Source organism: Streptomyces sp. P5F9, from assembly GCF_057961495.1.
On sequence record NZ_JBXVPZ010000186.1, the window covers coordinates 1 to 18,011 of the forward strand.

15 protein-coding genes and 1 other RNA gene are annotated in these 18,011 nt (G+C 68.3%); 8 read left to right on the forward strand and 8 right to left on the reverse strand.

The genetic code is table 11. The features are described from left to right. The 5 genes from AC31A1_RS26795 to AC31A1_RS26815 all read left to right on the forward strand — a co-directional run. The coding region (locus AC31A1_RS26795; protein ID WP_489655784.1) for a carbohydrate ABC transporter permease at positions 1-878 on the forward strand (878 nt) is incomplete at its 5' end. Continuing rightward, a complete protein-coding gene (locus AC31A1_RS26800; protein WP_489655785.1) occupies positions 875-1,699 on the forward strand; it encodes a carbohydrate ABC transporter permease in 825 nt (274 codons plus the stop codon). The genes AC31A1_RS26795 and AC31A1_RS26800, both read left to right, overlap by 4 nt. A gap of 15 nt (positions 1,700-1,714) precedes the next feature. Then, entirely contained in the window at positions 1,715-3,955 is a 2,241-nt protein-coding gene (gene yicI, locus AC31A1_RS26805; RefSeq protein ID WP_489655786.1) for an alpha-xylosidase, read from the forward strand. Then, a complete protein-coding gene (locus AC31A1_RS26810; RefSeq protein ID WP_489655787.1) occupies positions 3,955-4,965 on the forward strand; it encodes a LacI family DNA-binding transcriptional regulator in 1,011 nt (336 codons plus the stop codon). Before yicI ends, AC31A1_RS26810 begins: the two co-directional genes overlap by 1 nt. A gap of 117 nt (positions 4,966-5,082) precedes the next feature. Continuing rightward, on the forward strand, positions 5,083-7,956 hold the full coding sequence (locus AC31A1_RS26815; RefSeq protein WP_489655788.1) for a glycoside hydrolase family 3 protein: 2,874 nt from the start codon (positions 5,083-5,085) through the stop codon (positions 7,954-7,956). A 75-nt stretch (positions 7,957-8,031) separates the two neighbouring features. Here AC31A1_RS26815 and ssrA read toward each other — a convergent pair. From ssrA to ftsE, 5 genes are all read right to left on the reverse strand, one after another. Then, positions 8,032-8,419: a transfer-messenger RNA gene (gene ssrA, locus AC31A1_RS26820) on the reverse strand. Between the two features lie 125 nt (positions 8,420-8,544). Beyond that, positions 8,545-9,093: an SsrA-binding protein SmpB gene (gene smpB, locus AC31A1_RS26825; protein ID WP_033286711.1), complete on the reverse strand. Its 549-nt coding sequence runs from the start codon at positions 9,091-9,093 to the stop codon at positions 8,545-8,547. A gap of 81 nt (positions 9,094-9,174) precedes the next feature. Then, on the reverse strand, positions 9,175-10,359 hold the full coding sequence (locus AC31A1_RS26830) for a S41 family peptidase (RefSeq protein WP_489655789.1): 1,185 nt from the start codon (positions 10,357-10,359) through the stop codon (positions 9,175-9,177). Between the two features lie 67 nt (positions 10,360-10,426). Next, complete coding sequence (gene ftsX, locus AC31A1_RS26835) at positions 10,427-11,344, reverse strand: permease-like cell division protein FtsX (protein WP_033286713.1); 918 nt, start codon at positions 11,342-11,344, stop codon at positions 10,427-10,429. A gap of 55 nt (positions 11,345-11,399) precedes the next feature. After that, entirely contained in the window at positions 11,400-12,089 is a 690-nt protein-coding gene (gene ftsE, locus AC31A1_RS26840) for a cell division ATP-binding protein FtsE (RefSeq protein ID WP_033286714.1), read from the reverse strand. Between the two features lie 260 nt (positions 12,090-12,349). Here ftsE and AC31A1_RS26845 point away from each other — a divergent pair, with 260 nt between their 5' ends. Beyond that, the gene (locus tag AC31A1_RS26845; RefSeq protein ID WP_019056429.1) at positions 12,350-12,541 is read left to right on the forward strand and encodes a hypothetical protein; all 192 of its coding nucleotides are present in this window, start codon (positions 12,350-12,352) and stop codon (positions 12,539-12,541) included. Between the two features lie 118 nt (positions 12,542-12,659). Here the strand turns inward: AC31A1_RS26845 and AC31A1_RS26850 are convergent, their stop codons facing one another. Both AC31A1_RS26850 and prfB read right to left on the reverse strand, forming a co-directional pair. Then, entirely contained in the window at positions 12,660-13,274 is a 615-nt protein-coding gene (locus tag AC31A1_RS26850) for a hypothetical protein (protein WP_489655790.1), read from the reverse strand. Positions 13,275-13,587: 313 nt separating this feature from the next. Further along, positions 13,588-14,694, reverse strand: coding sequence for a peptide chain release factor 2 (gene prfB, locus AC31A1_RS26855; protein WP_489655791.1), 1,107 nt, complete (start codon positions 14,692-14,694; stop codon positions 13,588-13,590). 236 nt (positions 14,695-14,930) lie between these two features. Here prfB and AC31A1_RS26860 point away from each other — a divergent pair, with 236 nt between their 5' ends. Beyond that, on the forward strand, positions 14,931-15,950 hold the full coding sequence (locus tag AC31A1_RS26860) for an ATP-binding cassette domain-containing protein (protein WP_489655792.1): 1,020 nt from the start codon (positions 14,931-14,933) through the stop codon (positions 15,948-15,950). Further along, positions 15,947-16,771, forward strand: coding sequence for an ABC transporter permease (locus AC31A1_RS26865; protein WP_489655793.1), 825 nt, complete (start codon positions 15,947-15,949; stop codon positions 16,769-16,771). Before AC31A1_RS26860 ends, AC31A1_RS26865 begins: the two co-directional genes overlap by 4 nt. A 52-nt stretch (positions 16,772-16,823) precedes the next feature. On the opposite strand, the gene AC31A1_RS26870 is transcribed toward AC31A1_RS26865, so the two are convergent. Continuing rightward, positions 16,824-18,011: tetratricopeptide repeat protein (locus AC31A1_RS26870; protein WP_489655794.1), on the reverse strand; the 1,188-nt coding region annotated here is incomplete at its 5' end.

Genomic DNA, 18,011 nt, shown 5'->3' on the forward strand with positions numbered 1-18,011 from the left:
CCTACGCCCTCTTCCTCCTCCCCGGCGCCCTCGCCGCCCTCGCCGTGATCGTCGTCCCCTTCCTGATGAACACGGCCGTGAGCTTCACGAGTTGGCAGGGCGTCGGCGACCCCAAGTGGACCGGGCTCGCCAACTACCGTGACCTGCTGGACGATTCGGAGTTCTGGGCGTCTTTCCGCCACAGCCTGTTCATGGTCGTGGCGATGGCGGCCGTACCGACGATCGTCGGACTCGTCCTGGCCGCCGCCCTGTTCGACTACATAGCCAAGCACTTCGGCACCCGCATCGCCGCGGTCCTCCGCGCCTGCTTCTACCTCCCCCAGGTGCTCCCGATCGCGGTCGCCGGCATCGTCTGGAGCTGGATCCTCGCCCCCGACAACGGCTCCCTCAACGCCCTGCTGAAAGCAGTCGGGTTGGGCTCCTGGCAGCAGGACTGGCTCGGCGACCCCGACATCGCGCTCTACAGCGTCATGGGCGTCATGGTCTGGGTCCAACTCGGCTTCCCACTCGTGGTGTTCATGGCCGGCCTGCAACGCGTCGACCCCCAGCTCTACGAGGCCGCCGAGCTGGACGGCGCCGGGTGGTGGCGCCGCTTCTGGCACATCACGCTGCCGCAGATCCGCCCGGAGATCTACGTCGTCCTCACCTGGTGCACGATCGCCGCGCTCAAGGTGTTCGGCGCGGTGTACGTCCTCACGAAGGGCGGCCCGGGCGGCGCGACCGACGTCCCCTCCTACTTCTCCTTCACCACGTTCTTCGAGAAGACCCAGGTCGGCTACGGAGCCGCGATATCAACGGTGTTGACGGTGATCATCCTGGTGCTCTCCCTCGCCTTCCTGAAACTCCAGACCCGCGCGGAGGAAGGTGACCGCGCATGACGACCGCCCTGCGCCGCTACCCCGTACTGATCGCCCTGTGCATCGCGGCCCTCTTCATGGTCGTCCCGTTCCTGATCGTCGCCGTCAACGCCGTGAAGTCACCGGCCGAGTACTCCGAACACGGCCCGCTCAGCCTCCCCAAGGGCCTCTACCTGGACGGCCTCAAGGACTTCTGGCAGCGCGTCGACTACGGCCAGAAACTCTTCAACTCGGCCCTGATCAGCGGCTCGGTGGCCCTCCTGGCCGCCGCCCTCTCCGTCCTCAACGCGTACGCGATCGGCATCGGCCGCATCAAGGGCCGCACGTGGGTCCTGGCCTTCTTCGTCCTCGCCAACATGCTGCCGCAGGAGGCACTGGTCTACCCGATCTACTACCTGAGCAAGCAAGTCGGCCTCTACGACACGAGGTTGAGCGTCATCATCGTCTTCACGGTGATCCAGGCGGCGTTCGGCACGTATCTCCTCTCCTCCGTGCTCGGCCAGTTCCCCCGCGAGATCCTCGAAGCGGCCCGGATCGACGGCGCCAACAAGTGGCAGGTGCTGTGGCTGATCGTGGTCCCCGTCAGCCGCCCCACCATCGGAGTCCTCCTGGTCTTCTTCTTCATCTGGACCTGGAACGAGTTCCTGCTCCCCCTGGTCATGCTGATCTCCAACGACAACCAGACCGTGTCGGTGGCCCTCGGCGTCCTCCAGGGCCAGCGCCTGATGGACGCCACGATGACCAACGCGGCCGCCCTGCTGGGTGTGTTGCCCGCCATCGTCTTCTTCCTCGTCTTCCAGCGGACCCTCACGCGCGGCATCGCCGTGGGCGCCGTCAAGTAGTAAGGGGACCCCCACATGAAGTTCACCGACGGCTACTGGCTGCTGCGCGAGGGAGTCACCGCCGCCCACCCAGTCGAGGTCCTCGATGTCACGGCCCCGGAAGGCTCGTTGGAGATCCACGCCCCGACCATGCCGATCCGCCACCGCGGCGACCTGCTGAAGGGACCGGTCGTGACGATCAGCGCCCACGCCCCGATGCCCGACGTCATCGGCGTCACCTTCACCCACTTCGAGGGCGAACAGCCACGCGGCCCCCAATTCGACGTGCACACCGAAGAGTTCGCGATCCACACGTCCTACGACGACGAGCACGCGACCCTCACCTCCGGCGCGCTCTCGGTCAAGGTCGCCCGCACCGGCCCCTGGCACGTCGACTTCCTCGCCCACGGCCGCACCCTCACCAGCAGCGGCCCCAAGGGCATGGGCATCATGCGCGACGCGACCGGCGCCCACTACCTGCGCGAGCAGCTCGGGCTCCAAGTAGGCACGTCCGTCTACGGACTTGGCGAGCGCTTCGGGCCGCTCGTCAAGAACGGCCAGGTCGTCGACATGTGGAACGCCGACGGCGGCACGGCCACCGAGCAGGCCTACAAGAACATCCCGTTCTATCTGACCGACGCGGGCTACGGCGTCTTCGTCGACCACCCCGGAAAGGTCTCCTTCGAGGTCGGTTCGGAGGCGGTCTCCCGGGTCCAGTTCAGCGTGGAGAGCCAGCAGTTGACGTACTACGTCATCTACGGCCCGACCCCCAAGGACATCCTCCGCAAGTACTCCGCCCTCACCGGCCGCCCGGCGCTCCCGCCCGCCTGGTCGTTCGGGCTGTGGCTGTCGACGTCCTTCACGACCTCGTACGACGAGGAGACGGTGACGTCGTTCATCGAGGGCATGCGGGAGCGCGAACTCCCGCTCTCCGTCTTCCACTTCGACTGTTTCTGGATGCGCGAGTTCAACTGGTGCGACTTCCAGTGGGACCCGAGGGTCTTCCCCGACCCGGAGGGCATGCTCACCCGGCTCAAGTCCAAAGGCCTGCGCATCTCCGTCTGGATCAACCCGTACATCGCCCAGCGCTCCCCACTCTTCGCCGAGGGCAAGGCACTCGGTCATCTCCTCCGCCGGCCGGACGGCAGCGTCTGGCAGTGGGACCTGTGGCAACCCGGCATGGCCCTGGTCGACTTCACGAGCCCGGCCGCCCGCGACTGGTACGCCGGAAAGCTGGAGGCGCTCCTCGCGCAGGGCGTCGACTGCTTCAAGACCGACTTCGGCGAGCGCGTCCCCGTCGACGTCGCCTACGCCGACGGCGCGGACCCCGAACGGATGCACAACTACTACACCTACCTCTACAACCGCACCGTCTTCGACGTCCTGCGCAAACACCGGGGCGAGGGCGAGGCGGTCGTCTTCGCCCGCTCGGCGACAACCGGCAGCCAGAAGTACCCGGTTCACTGGGGCGGCGACTGCGAGGCGACGTACGAGTCGATGGCCGAGTCGCTGCGCGGCGGCCTCTCCCTGGGCCTCTCCGGCTTCGGCTACTGGAGCCACGACATCGGCGGCTTCGAGGGCACCCCGACCCCCGCCCTCTTCAAACGCTGGCTGGCCTTCGGCCTGTTGTCCTCCCACAGCCGGCTGCACGGCAGCTCGTCGTACCGCGTCCCGTGGCTCTTCGACGAGGAATCCGTCGACGTACTACGGCAGTTCACCCGCCTGAAGCTGAGCCTCATGCCGTACCTCTACGAGACGGCGCGCACCGCCTCCGCCGAGGGTGTGCCGATGATGCGGGCGATGGTCCTCGAATTCCCGGACGACCCCGGGTGCGCGCATCTGGAACGGCAGTACATGCTCGGCCCGGACCTCCTGGTCGCGCCGGTGTTCAGCGACGACGGCGACGTCTCGTACTACGTCCCCGAGGGCACCTGGACCCACTACCTCACCGGCCGCACGGTCACCGGACCGCGCTGGGTACGCGAGAAGCACGGCTTCGACAGCGTGCCCCTGCTGGTCCGGCCCGGCGCGGTGATCCCGGTCGGCGCGGTGACCGACCGGCCCGACTACGACCACGCCGACGGTGTAACTCTGCGGGCGTACGCCTTGGAGCGGGGCGCACAGGTGACGGTGCCGGTCGGCGAGGTGACCTTCACCGTCGTACGGGAGGGGGACACGCTCCGGGCGTCCTGCAACGATCCGTCCATCTCCTGGGCGCTGGCCGCCGGGTCGCGGTCGAAGTCGGGCAGCGGGTTCCTGACCCTGGAGCTGGGCTGATGGTGAAGATCACGGACGTGGCCCGGCACGCCGGCGTCTCCCCCAGCACCGTGTCCTACGCGCTGAGCGGCAAGCGCCCGATCTCCGAGGAGACCCGGCAGCGCGTCGAGGCGTCCATCCGCGAGCTGGGCTACCGCCCGCACGCCGGCGCCCGCGCCCTGGCCAGCAGCCGGTCCAACGTCCTCGCGCTGGTGATCCCCTTACGGACCGGCATCCACGTCCCGGTCGTCATGCAGTTCGCGGTGTCCGTGGTGACCACCGCCCGCCGCCACGACCACGACGTCCTGCTGCTCACCCAGGAGGAGGGCGAGGAGGGACTGCGGCGGGTCGCGGACACGGCACTCGTCGACGCGATGATCGTGATGGACGTCCAACTCGACGACCCCCGGCTGCCGTTGCTCCGTTCCCTGGACCGGCCGTCGGTGATGATCGGCTTCCCCGCCGAGGCGGACGGGCTGACCTGTATCGACCTCGACTTCAAGGCGGCCGGCGAGCTGTGCGTGGAACGGCTCGCGGGGCTCGGGCACCGGGTCGTCGCCCTCGTCGGGTCACCGCCGGAGGTGTACGTCCGCGGAACCGCCTTCGCCCAGCGGGTGGTTCGGGGCTTCACGGCCGCCGCCGACCGCAACAGGCTCGCCTCGTCCGTCCACCCGTGCGAGGCGGCACCGGGCGCCGCAGCCGCCGTAGCGGAACAACTGCTGCGTGAGCAGCCCGCGTTGACTGGAGTAGTCGTCCACAACGAGCCTCTCCTCGAACCTCTCATCGACGCCTTCGAGCAGCTCGGGCTGCGCGTCCCCGGCGATCTGTCGATCACCGCGATCTGCCCCGACGAACTCGCCGAGTCCGTACGGGTCCCGGTCACGTCGGTCGCCCTGCCGACCGCTGAACTCGGCTCCGGGGCGGTCGAGTTGCTGATGAGGAAGCTGGGCGGCAAGACCGTGCCCGACGCGACGCTCCTGTCCCCCCGGCTGACGGAACGCGCGAGCACGGCACCGCGCAACGCGCCCTGAGGCGCCGCCGAGATCCGTAACGCCCGCATGCAAGGCCCTACTTGAAGGAGCCGCGACATGATGAAAGGCAAGAGAAGAAGACAAGGCGCGAGAAGAAGACACAGAACCACCCTCGTCGTGGCGTTCGCCCTGATTACCGGCCTGGGAGCGACGGTCCCGGCGACCGCCGACACGCCGTACCCCTTCCGCGACCCGACTCTCCCGGTGAGCAAGCGCGTTGACGACCTCCTGGGGCGCCTGACCCTCGACGAGAAGATCTCCCTGCTCCACCAGTACGAGCCCGCGATCCCACGCCTCGGCATCCAGTCCTTCCGCACCGGCACCGAGGCCCTGCACGGCGTCGCCTGGCTCGGCAAGGCCACCGTCTTCCCGCAGGCCATCGGGCTCGCCTCGACCTGGGACCCGGCGCTGATGGAGCAGGTCGGCTCGGCGGTCGGCGACGAGGCCCGCGGCTTCCAGCAACAGCGCCCGGACGGCTGGGGGTTGAACCTCTGGGCGCCGGTGGTGAACCTCCTCCGCGACCCGCGCTGGGGCCGCAACGAGGAGGGCTACAGCGAGGACCCCGAACTCACCGGCGCCCTCTCGACGGCCTACGGCGAGGGCCTGACCGGCGGCGACCCGGACCACCTCAAGACGGCCCCCACCCTGAAGCACTACCTCGCGTACAACAACGAGGTAGACCGCGCCACCACGTCCTCGGATCTCCGCCCCCGGGTGGAGAAGGAGTACGACGAGGCCGCCTTCAAACCGGCGATCGAGGCGGACGCGGCCACGGGCGTGATGACGTCGTACAACCTGGTCAACGGCCGCCCCAGCACGGTGAATCCGGACCTGAACGACGTCGTGCGGAAGTGGACCGACCAGAGCCTGCTGAACGTCACCGACGCCTTCGCCCCCGGCAATCTCGTCACCCCACAGCAGTACTACCCCAGCATCACGGAGGGCGACGCGGCAGCGTTGAAGGCCGGCATAGACAGCTTCACTGACAACAACGCCGATCCCGGCCCGACGACGACGGCCGTCAACTCAGCTCTCCAACAAGGCCTGTTGAAGACCTCGGACATCGACACGACCGTCTCCCACATCCTCTCCGTCCGCGTCCGACTCGGTGAGTTCGACCCGGGCGGCGGCAAGTACGGCGCGATCGACGCGTCGGTCATCAACAGCCCGGCGCACCAGCAGTTGGCACGCAAGGCAGCGGCAGAGGGGACAGTGCTGCTGAAGAACAACGGGGCACTGCCACTGAGGAGTTCGGGCAAGGACGTCGCCGTGGTAGGCCCTCTCGCCGACACGCTCTACACCGACTGGTACTCGGGCACCCTCCCCTACACCGTCACCCCCGCGAAGGGCATCGCCTCGAAACTCGGCACGGGAGTGGCCACCAGCGAGGGCGTGGACCGCATCGCCCTGCGCGACACGGCAACCGGCAAGTACGTCACGGCAGGCACCGGCGACACGGGCGCACCCTTGCAGGAGACCACGAACACCCCCACGACAGCAGCCCAGTTCGACGCCTTCGACTGGGGCTCGGGCATCGTGACCCTGCGCTCGGCCGCCAACGGCAAGTACGTCGGCTACAACTGGTCGAATTTCGTCAACGACCAGACGCAGCCCAACGGTTGGTACGTCCAGCAGCAGTTCAAACTGGAACAGCAGGACGACGGCACGTACTTGCTGAAGTACGCGGGCTACGAGACGTCGGAGTCCTGGTGGTCGAACCCCCTCTACCTCGGCCCGACCGACGCGAACGGCACCCTGGGCCTAGTCCCCAAGGACCAGGCCGCGCACTACACGAAGGACGTGGTCCGCAGCGGAGTCGCCGACGCGGTGGCGGCGGTCAAGGGCAAGGACACGGCGGTCGTGGTCATCGGCTCCATGCCGTCGATCAACGGCCGCGAGGCCCACGACCGCACGGACATGGCCCTGGCGCCCTCCCAGGAGGCCCTGGTCAAGGCGGTCCACCAGGCCAACCCGAAGACGGTGGTCGTGGTCGAGAACAGCTACCCGACCACACTCGGAGCGTTGCAGAAGGAGGTCCCGGCCGTCCTCTGGACCTCCCACGCGGGCCAGGAGACGGGCAACGCCCTCGCTGACGTCCTCTACGGCGACGTCAACCCGTCCGGCCGCCTCACCCAGACCTGGTACCGCTCGGAGTCGGATCTCCCGTCGATCCTCGACTACGACATCATCAAGTCCGACCGTACGTACGAGTACTTCCAGGGCACCCCGCTCTACCCCTTCGGCTACGGCCTCTCGTACACGACCTTCCGCTACGGCGCCCTGAAACCCGTCGCCGGCGGCTACGAGGTCCCGGTGACGAACACGGGCACACGGGCGGGCGACGAGGTCGTACAGCTCTACACACACCAGCGCACATCCCGCGACAAAGAACCCCTGAAGCAATTGAAGGCATTCCAGCGGGTCTCCCTGAAACCTGGCGAGACCAAAACAGTCCGCCTGAAAATCCAGCAGAAAGACCTCGCCCACTGGGACGTCACCCGCTCGAAATGGACGGTGGAAAGCGGCACGTACGACGTCATGGCGGGAGCATCCTCCACCGACATCCGCGCCCGTACGACCTGGCGCGTCCACGGGGAGACCATCCCGCCCCGGAACCTGTCCCGAACGACCCGCGCCGAGAACTTCGACGACTACTCCGGCATTCACCTCGTGGACGAGTCGAAGGCGAGCGGTACGGCGGTGGGTGCGGCCGCGGACGGGGCGTGGCTGAAGTTCGCGGACGCGCAATGGGGCGCGGGGGCAACGAAGTTCACGGCCCGGGTGGCGAGTGCGAGCGCCGGCACGGTCGAGGTCCGGCTGGGCTCCCCGACCGGCAGGCTCATCGGTACCGCACACGCAGGCGGAACGGCATCGTCGTACGCCTATGAGACGGTGACCGCCGACCTGTCAGGTGGCGCGGCGAAGGGCCGTACGGACGTGTATCTGGTCCTGAGCGACGGCCTACGGCTGTCGACGTTCAGCATTCACTGAAAGCGCAATGACAAAGGCCCCGCCGCTCGAAAGCGACGGGGCCTTTGCCACTGTGCTCAATTACAAACATGGGATGAGTGGAGATGGCGGGAATCGAACCCGCGTCCAACGGTGCAGAATCAGGGCTTCTCCGTGTGCAGTTCGCTGTGATTTTCTCGGCCCCGGCGATCACGCGAACAAGTCGCCGACGGGCCCAGTCACTGTTTGATTTCCCATCGAACCCCGTGACCGGGCTCGATGGTTTAGTTCCCTAGATTATGCCAGGGTCCGGGTCGGGAACACCCCCGGGCTGACACCCTTTTAGGGTCCTTCAGTCGCTGTTATTAGGCAGCGAGGGCGAAGGACTGGGAATCGCTCTTGGAATTGGCGATTATTGGTTGCGACATATGGTTAACGAGATCATTGCCGCTTCCTCGACACGCTTCACCTGCTTCGACAGCCGCTGTCGAAACCGATCATCCCCATGTTGTTTTTTCAAGCCCCTCCGAAGAGGGATACACACCCGCTGTGGGGTGCAGTAGCCATCGTACGGGAACAACGCGCGGCCATGCCACCGTATTCCCGGCGACCAGCCGCGAGAACAGCAGGCTACTCGCCGCGCTGCTTCCGCTTCGCCGCCGCGATCGCGCGGTCCGACTCCCGGCGGTCCTGCTTCTCGCGCAGGGTCTGCCGCTTGTCGTACTCCTTCTTGCCTCGGGCGAGGGCGATCTCCGCCTTGGCCCGGCCGTTGCTGAAGTACAGGGCGAGGGGCACGATCGTGTGACCCGTCTCCTGGGTCTTGGCCTCCAGCTTGTCGATCTCCTCGCGGTGCAGCAGCAGCTTGCGCTTGCGGCGCACGGAATGGTTGGTCCAGGTGCCCTGGTGGTACTCGGGGATGTGGGCGTTGTGCAGCCACGCCTCGCCCCCGTCGATCTGGACGAAGCCGTCGGTCAGCGAGGTCCGGCCCTCACGCAGCGACTTGACCTCGGTGCCGGAGAGGACGAGCCCGGCCTCGTAGGTGTCGATGATCGCGTAGTCGTGCCGGGCCTTCTTGTTCTGGGCGACGATCTTGCGCTTGCCGCCCTTCTCGCCGTCCCTGGCCTTGCCGCCGGCGGCCCCGCCGCCCTGCTTGGGCTGGGACTCCTTGGGTACGTACATTCCCTTGCTCATAGTGCTGCCCATTTTCGCACTACAGGGGGGTCCGAGGGAAAGGCGATTACGGACGGGCGTCAGAAACGCCTACGACGCGTCCCCGAGTCCGCTCAACACCGTCTCGGCACGCTCCACGGCGGCCTGTCCCTGTGCGGTGACGTCGAGGTCGGGGGTGATGCCCCGGCCGTCGACGGTGTGGCCGGAGGGGGTGCGGTAGTGGCCGACGGTCAGTTCGGCGACGACGCCGTCGGGCAGCTTGCTCGGCATCTGGACCGAGCCCTTGCCGAAGGTCCTGGAGCCCACGACGACCGCGCGGCCGCGGTCCTGGAGGGCGCCGGTGAGCATCTCGGCCGCGCTCATCGTGCCGCCGTCGACCAGCGCGACCAGGGGTCTGGTGGTGTCGCCGCCGGTGGCCGCGTGCAGGGCGCGCTCCTGGCCGTCGACGTCGTACGTCGCGACGAGGCCGCCGTCGAGGAAGGCGGAGGCGGTGGTGACGGCCTCGGTGACCAGTCCGCCGGAGTTGCCGCGCAGGTCGAGGATGAACGCGGAGTCGGCCGGGGCCTGTCGTACGGCGGTGCGGACGAGGTCGCCGACGCCCTTGGTGAACGCGGCGATCTTGATGACGGTGACCTCACCGGCGAGCTTGCGGACGGTCACGGAGTCGGTGGAGAGGCGGGCGCGCCGTACGGTCTCGCTCCACGCGTGCGTGCCGCGTTCCAGGCCGAGGGTGACGGCGGTGCCGGCGGCGGCGTCCTGGGCGTCGCCCCGTAGTAAGGACACGACCTCGGTGACGGGCTGTCCGTCGACGTTCTCCCCGTCGACGCTGCGCAGGCGGTCGCCCTTGCGGACCCCGGCGGTGGCGGCGGGCGAACCGGACTGGACACGGGTCACCTCGATCCGGCCGTCCCGCTCACGGCGGGCCCAGAGCCCGACGCCGGTGTACTGGCCGTCGAGGGCTTCCTCGAACTCCTCGTACTCCCCTTGGGAGTACACGGCACCCCACCGGTCCCCGCTGCGGCTGACGGCGCGCTCGGCGGCCTCCATGGGCGACTTGCCGTCGGCCTTGGCCTCGGCGGCGGCCTTCGCGACCTCTTCGGTACGGGCGACGGGCGCCGAACGGGCCGTACCGGAAGCCGATTTCCGGTCGGGCCGGTCGGGTTCGTCGAACGACCCGGCCGCCGCACCGGCGACCAGCACACTCGCGAACACCAATGTCAGGGCGGCCCCGCGGCGGATGCGGCGGGGCTGACAGAACAGGTCACGACCTGACATGGCGGTGAGTCTAGGACAACGAGAAGGGCCGCACGGGCGGTTGCCCGTACGGCCCTCTTGGCATGTGTCACACCTTCAGGTACTTGCGCAGCGCGAAGAACGCCGCAAGCGCGGGCATCAGGAGGCTCGTCGCGAGGATCAGCGGGAGCTTCGTCAACACGGCGTCCCAGCCGATGAAGTTGATCAGGTTGAGCTTGTGGGACAGGTCCAGGCCGTGGTCGATGATGAAGTACCGGGCGACCACCAGGAATCCGCAGGCGACCGTGCCGCCGATCAGCCCGGCGACGGCGGCCTCCATGATGAACGGGGCCTGGATGTAGAACCCGGAGGCGCCGACCAGCCGCATGATGCCGGTCTCTCGGCGGCGGCTGAACGCCGAGACACGCACCGTGTTGACGATCAGCATCAGGGCGACGACCAGCATCAACGCCATGACCGCGCGGGCGGCCCAGTTCATGCCGTTCAGCAGGCCGAAGAGGTTGTCCAGGATGCCCTTCTGGTCCTGCACCGACTGGACGCCGTCACGGCCGTCGAAGGCGGTCGCGATGACCTGGTACTTCTCCGGGTCCTTGAGCTTGATGCGGTACGACTCCTGCATCTGGTCCGGCGTGAGGGAACTGGCCAGCGGGGAGTCGCCGAACTGCTCCTTGTAGTGCTTGTACGCCTCGTCCTGGGACTCGAAGACGACCTTCTGGACGACCGACATCTTGTCGAGGTCGGAGACGATCGACTTCTTCTGGTCGTCGGTCACCGCGCCCTTGGCGCAGTTGGGGTCGGACTCGGCGTCGCTCTTGTTGCAGAGGAAGATCGAGACGTTGACCTTGTCGTACCAGTAGCCCTTCATCGTGGTCACCTGGTCGCTCATCAGGAGCGAGCCTCCGAAGAGGGCCAGCGACAGGGCTACGGAGACGACGACCGCGAAGGTCATCGTCAGGTTGCGGCGGAGACCGACACCGATCTCGGAGAGTACGAACTGGGCGCGCATGGCGGCTTTTTCAGGCCTTTCCGTGGACGGACATCAGACGGCGGTCGGTCGGCGGTCAGTGCTGGTAGCCGTAGACGCCACGTGCCTGGTCACGGACGAGGCGGCCCTTCTCCAGCTCGATGACGCGCTTGCGCATCTGGTCCACGATGTTCTGGTCGTGCGTCGCCATCACCACGGTGGTGCCCGTCCGGTTGATCCGGTCGAGGAGCTTCATGATGCCGACGGAGGTCTGCGGGTCGAGGTTGCCGGTCGGCTCGTCCGCGATGAGGAGCTTGGGGCGGTTCACGAAGGCTCTCGCGATGGCCACGCGCTGCTGCTCACCGCCGGACAGCTCGCCCGGCATCCGGTCCTCCTTGCCGCCGAGCCCGACGAGGTCGAGCACCTGGGGCACGGACTTGCGGATCTCGCCCTTGGACTTGCCGATGACCTCCTGCGCGAAGGCCACGTTCTCGGCGACCGTCTTGTTGGGCAGCAGGCGGAAGTCCTGGAAGACGGTCCCCAGCTGGCGGCGCATCTGCGGCACCTTCCAGTTGGAGATGCGGGCGAGGTCCTTGCCCAGCACGTGCACCTGGCCCTGACTGCACCGCTCCTCGCGGAGGACCAGCCTCAGGAAGGTGGACTTTCCGGAGCCGGAGGACCCCACGAGGAACACGAACTCGCCCTTCTCCACTTCCAGGGAGACGTCCCTGAGAGCGGGGCGGGTCTGCTTGGGGTAGACCTTGGAGACATTGTCGAATCGGATCACGGGTGCACCACGGGTAGCCGGGGGTAGGTGTGCGTGACCATACGCGACCCGGGTGTGCCCGCGCAGTCGGCGTCCGGGGTTGCGCGAGGGTTGCACGTTTTGTCGCGGATTTGAAGGGCTGGAACGCACAAGGTCGGGGCAGGATAAGGCGAGCCGCGCCGAATCCCGCGGAACCTGGCACAGTGGAGGGGAACGTTCGGGAACGTTCTCGTGTCCCGCGGCGTTGTGTCTGTGAAAGCCGGTGCAAGGAGGGCGAGCGCATGACGTACGACCGGTTGGTGTGCGCGAACTGCGCGGCGCCCGTGAACGAGGGCCGCTGTCCCGTCTGCCGTGCGAACCGCGCGCGGCTGCAGCAGGAGAACCCCTGGGGCAATCTGAACCCCATGGCGTTGATCGCCCTGCTCGCGGTGCTGATCGCGGCGCTGGCGCTGGTGGCGCACCAGACCGCATAGAAGCGGCCTGTCACCGCGTAGGCGGCCTGTCACAAGGACATACAGAAGGGCCCGGAGCGATACGCTCCGGGCCCTTCGTCGTACGACGTGCGTACGGACCGTACGGGGACGGCTACCGTCAGGCGATCGTGCCGCCGCGGTTGCCGCTCGCGAGGCGCGGGAGCACGCGGAAGGCGATGCCGCCGGCGATCATCGTCGCGGCGCCGATCAGCAGGAACGCGGTCTGGCCGGCACCGGTCTCGGCGAGCTGGTCACCGTTGCCCTGGGCCGCCGTGTCGGAACCGGTGTCGGTGAGCGCGGAGGTGCCCGCCTCCTGGGCGGAGGAGCCGCCGTCGGGGTCGGTGTTGTTGCCGCCGGTGGAGCCGGAACCGCTGGTGGCGGTGTCCGTGGGCTCGGCCGTCGGCTCGTCCGTCGGCTCGGTGGGGTTGCCCGTGGGCTCGGTCGGCTCGTCGGTGGGAGGCGTCGAGGTGGGCGGCTCCTGCGTGGGCGGCTCCGAGGTCGGCGGCTCCTCCGTCGGGGAGTTCGGGGCCGTCGGGAGACCGGTCTCGGTCGGCGTCGCGGGAATCGTCGGGTCGTCGTCGGTGGTGACCGACACGTTGAGGCCGTCGTTGCCGCCGAGGCTCACGCCGATACCGACCGCCGAAGCGGCACCGGCGGCGGTCAGCGAGGCGCCGCCGGCGATGACAGCGGTGGCCGCTATACGTGCGACACGGATCCGCGTCTTCTTGGTCATTAGGTTGCTACCCCCAGTAGCTCGTCGTCAGTGTGGTGCGTCGGTGTCCGGGGCCGTGATCGACGGGGGCAGCGGCTGGCGAAAGCTCGACTCCCCCGGTTCACATGCGCCCCAGAGACACGCATGCCACGCTTCACCCTTCCCATTTTTCACAGCAACGTCAAGGCCGTTGCGAGCGCAATGTCCAACTACGGGTTCTTTGCTGGGGGATGGAACCTGTGAGTGTGATGTAAAACCCAGACATCCGAATACGCGAAAGGCAACTGCCGCCCGGTGGACGGCAGTTGCCTTGTCGACAAAGGAACGTGCGGAGTTACTTCTCCTGCTGCTTGCGCCAGCGAATTCCGGCCTCCAGGAAGCCGTCGATCTCACCGTTGAACACGGCCTCGGGGTTGCCGACCTCGTACTCGGTGCGCAGGTCCTTGACCATCTGGTACGGGTGCAGGACGTACGAACGCATCTGGTTGCCCCAGGAGTTGCCGCCGTCGCCCTTCAGAGCGTCCATCCGGGCCTGCTCCTCCTGGCGGCGGCGCTCCAGCAGCTTGGCCTGGAGCACGTTCATCGCGCTGGCCTTGTTCTGGATCTGCGAGCGCTCGTTCTGGCAGGAGACGACGATGCCGGTGGGGAGGTGGGTCAGGCGCACCGCGGAGTCGGTGGTGTTGACGCCCTGGCCGCCGGGGCCGGAGGACCGGTACACGTCGACGCGCAGTTCGGACTCGTCGATCTCGATGTGGTCGGTCTGCTCGACGACCGGGAGGATCTCGACACCGGCGAAGGACGTCTGGCGGCGCCCCTGGTTGTCGAAGGGCGAGATCCGGACGAGGCGGTGGGTGCCCTGCTCGACGGAGAGCGTGCCGTAGGCGTACGGCACGTGCACGGCGAAGGTGGTCGACTTGATGCCGGCCTCTTCGGCGTACGACGTCTCGTAGAGCTCCGTCTTGTAGTTGTGGCGCTCGGCCCAGCGCAGGTACATGCGCTGGAGCTTCTCGGCGAAGTCCGAGGCGTCGACGCCGCCGGCCTCGGCGCGGATGGTGACGACGGCCTCGCGGGAGTCGTACTCGCCGGAGAGGAGGGTGCGGACCTCCATCTCGTCCAGCGCCTTCTTGACGGCGGCCAGCTCGTTCTCCGCCTCGGCGCGGGTGTCCGGGTCGTCCTCCTCCTCGGCCATCTCGAAGAGGACCGAGAGGTCGTCGATCCGGCTGCGCAGGGCCTCGGTCTTGCGGATCTCGGCCTGGAGGTGGCTCAGCTTGCTGGTGACCTTCTGCGCCGCCTCCGGGTCGTCCCACAGGGAGGGCGCTGCCGCCTGCTCCTCAAGGACGACGACATCTGCCCTCAGCGTGTCCAGGTCCAGGACGGCCTCGATCGACTCCATGGTCGAGGAGAGGGACTTGAGCTCTTCGGATACATCGACGACTGCCACGCCTCCAGCGTAACGGCTCCGCCAAGCGGGGAACGCCGGGCCCGGAACGATGCTCTGGTCACCCGGCACCGGGGGGCCGTACCTGGGGGCTCCGCCCCCAGACCCCCGGGCCTGTGCCCACCCACCACCCGTCTCGGTCTGCCGAGAAGTGCAGGTACAGAAGGCGTCGGTCACGTGTAGGTGGCTGTCGGTGGGATGTAGGCGTTCTGTCGGTCGGCCCTGGCACTGTCATCTGCATGACGCGAATCGACAAGAATTCCGGCGGCGCGGCCGTGTCCGTGCGGGGGCTGGTCAAGCACTACGGCGAGACCAAGGCGCTGGACGGCGTCGACCTGGACGTCCGGGAGGGCACCGTGATGGGTGTGCTCGGGCCGAACGGTGCCGGTAAGACCACCCTCGTACGGATCCTGTCCACGCTGCTCGCCCCGACCTCCGGCGACGCCACCGTCGCCGGCTACGACGTCCTGCGCCAGCCCCGCCAGCTGCGCCGGGTGATAGGCCTCACCGGCCAGTACGCCTCCGTGGACGAGAAGCTCCCGGGCTGGGAGAACCTGTACATGATCGGGCGGCTGCTCGACCTGTCCCGCAAGGACTCCCGGGCCCGCGCCGACGAACTGCTGGAGCGGTTCTCGCTGACGGACGCGGCCAAGCGGCCGGCGAGTACGTACTCCGGCGGTATGCGGCGGCGGCTCGACCTGGCCGCCTCGATGATCGGGCATCCGCAGGTGCTGTTCCTCGACGAGCCGACCACGGGGCTCGACCCGCGCACCCGCAACGAGGTGTGGACCGAGGTGAAGTCCATGGTCGGCGGCGGCGTGACCGTGCTGCTCACCACCCAGTACATGGAGGAGGCCGAGGCGCTCGCCTCCGAGCTGACCGTCGTCGACCACGGGAAGGTCGTGGCGAGTGGCGCCATTGACGAGTTGAAGGCCAGGGTCGGAGGGCGGGCGTTGCGTATTCGGCCCGCCGATCCGTTGCAACTTCGGCCGTTGGCACGGGCGTTGGACGAGCTGGGGATCACCGGACTCGCCACCGTCACCGTTGATGTGGAGAGCGGAACCGTCCTGGTGCCGATCCTCAGCGACGAGCAACTGACCGCCGTGGTGGGCGCGGTGAGCGCCCGGGGCATCACCATCGCCTCCATCACCACCGAACTCCCCAGCCTGGACGAGGTGTTCCTGTCCCTCACCGGACACCGCGCCGGCGCCCCGCAGGACTCCGTGCCCACCCACGACCGCGAGGAGGTCGCCGTATGAGCGCCGTCACCGTGAACCCCGCCGACGTCTCGGCGGCGGACCCCCGTATCCCGCTGCGCAACCATCTGCGCCACACCGGCGCGCTGATCCGCCGCAATCTGCTGTGGATCCGGCAGGACCCGGAGTCGATGTTCGACGCCATCCTGTTCCCGGTCATCTTCACGCTGCTGTTCGTGTACGTCTTCGGCGGCTCGATCGGGCAGTCGCTCGGCGGCGGGCAGGAGGCGTACGTGCAGTACGTCGTGCCCGGTCTGCTCGCCATGATGGGCATGAACATGGCCCAGGGGGTCGGCACCGGCTTCAACACCGACTTCCACACCGGGGTCATGGACCGGTTCAGGTCGCTGCCCATCGGGCGCGCCTCGGTGCTGATCGCCAAGATCTCGGTGGAGATGATGCGGATGCTGGTCGCGTCCGCCGTGCTGATGGTCGTCGGTGTCCTCGTAGGCTTCCACATCCACCACTGGCTCGGCATGTTCGCCGCGATCGGACTGTCCGCGGTGTTCGGCTCGGCCCTGATGTGGGTGTTCCTCACCCTCGGCGTGACCATGAAGAGCGCGCAGTCCGTGCAGGCCATGGGCTTCCTGGTGCTGATGCCGCTTCAGTTCGGCTCGTCGATCTTCGCGCCGACCGGGTCGATGCCGGGCTGGCTGCAGAACTTCACCGACTACAACCCGCTGTCCGCCCTGGCCGACGCGGCCCGCGGGCTGATGGTGGGCGGCCCGGTCGCCCACGGCACGCTGCTGACGCTGGCCTGGTCGGTGGGGCTCACCGCGGTGATGGCCCCGATCTCGATCTACAAGTTCCGCACCAAGACCTGACCGCGCCGGACCGGTACGCACCACAGTCGCGTCCCACCGGTACGCGTCGGCGTCACACCAGGGCGGCGGCCTCCTCCACGGAGAGGCCGCCGCCTTCGGCGTACTCGGCCGCGCAGGTCTCGTAGGCCCCGTCGCCGAGCGCGGCACGCGCGCACCGCTCGGCCCGCTGGTAGACCTCGCGTTCCATCGACGTCGCGACATGCCCGGACGGCAGCAGCGCCCGCGCCGTGACGAGGCAGCGGACACCGTCACGGGCCCGGCTGCCGCCGTCGATCTCGGCGAGGGCGATCGCGGCCACCCCCAGGTACAGCGGGGTCATGTGCGGGGCGATGGCCTCGGACAGCGGGTCGCCCGCGCGCCGCAGCGCCCGCCGGATCTTGTCCAAGGCCTCGTGATGGTCGCCGTCGACCGTCGCCACCCAGGCCTCCAGGCCGAGGATGTACGCGTCGAACACGACGAAGTGGGAGATGGAGAACTGCTCGCGCAACAGGCGCAGTTGCTCGCGCGCCTCCGCGGGCCGGCCGGTCAGGGCGAGGTATCCCGCGAGGAACATCCGGGCGGCGGGCATCGCCTCGTTGCCCCCGCGGGACGGCTGGTTCTCGACCACCTCGCGCAGGATGCGCTCGCCCCGCTCGGCCTCGCCGCCCTCGACGAGCACGCTGCCGAGCCGGGCGGCGAGCACGGCCGTCTGACCGTGGGCGCCGAGCCGTTCGGCGTGTTCGATCGCGGCCTCGTAGTCGGCGGCGGCGAGCCCGAACTCGCCGACGCGTTCCCGGGCTTCGGCCCGTGCGGAGAGCGCCTCGGCGGTGCCCCAGACGTCTCCGAGGCGGCGGAAGATCTCCAGCGACTCGTCGGCGTCGCGGACCGCGTCGCCCGCCCAGTCGCTGCGGTTGGCGAGCATGTTGGCGCGCATCTGGAGGGTGGTGGCCAGCTCCCACTCCATGCCGGGGGTGGCACGGCAGGTGCGGACGGCGGCTTCGAGGATGCCCGGCAGCCGCTCCACGTTGCCGGTCATCAGCACGGCGTAGAACCAGAGCATGCCGGGTGTACGGCAGGTCTGCGGGTGGCCGGGTTCGTAGACCTCGGTGATCAGGCGGAGTTTCTCCTTCGCCTCCGGTGCCTCCCAGGCCTCCAACTCCGTGTCCATCCAGCCCAGATGGGCGAGATGGACGCCGCGTCGGGCCTCGGCGAGGAGTTCGCCGGTGAGCGGGGGCGGGACGTCGGTGCAGCGCTGCCAGAC

Excerpts from the sequence above, each read along its gene's own strand:
- AC31A1_RS26800 (WP_489655785.1), top strand. The coding sequence starts at position 875 with ATGACGACCGCCCTGCGCCGCTACCCCGTACTGATCGCCCTGTGCATC.
- AC31A1_RS26845 (WP_019056429.1), top strand. The coding sequence starts at position 12,350 with ATGACGTACGACCGGTTGGTGTGCGCGAACTGCGCGGCGCCCGTGAAC.
- AC31A1_RS26850 (WP_489655790.1), bottom strand. The coding sequence starts at position 13,274 with ATGACCAAGAAGACGCGGATCCGTGTCGCACGTATAGCGGCCACCGCT.
- AC31A1_RS26865 (WP_489655793.1), top strand. The coding sequence starts at position 15,947 with ATGAGCGCCGTCACCGTGAACCCCGCCGACGTCTCGGCGGCGGACCCC.
- AC31A1_RS26830 (WP_489655789.1), bottom strand. The coding sequence starts at position 10,359 with ATGTCAGGTCGTGACCTGTTCTGTCAGCCCCGCCGCATCCGCCGCGGG.
- AC31A1_RS26860 (WP_489655792.1), top strand. The coding sequence starts at position 14,931 with ATGACGCGAATCGACAAGAATTCCGGCGGCGCGGCCGTGTCCGTGCGG.
- AC31A1_RS26810 (WP_489655787.1), top strand. The coding sequence starts at position 3,955 with ATGGTGAAGATCACGGACGTGGCCCGGCACGCCGGCGTCTCCCCCAGC.
- ftsX (WP_033286713.1), bottom strand. The coding sequence starts at position 11,344 with ATGCGCGCCCAGTTCGTACTCTCCGAGATCGGTGTCGGTCTCCGCCGC.
- yicI (WP_489655786.1), top strand. The coding sequence starts at position 1,715 with ATGAAGTTCACCGACGGCTACTGGCTGCTGCGCGAGGGAGTCACCGCC.
- smpB (WP_033286711.1), bottom strand. The coding sequence starts at position 9,093 with ATGTACGTACCCAAGGAGTCCCAGCCCAAGCAGGGCGGCGGGGCCGCC.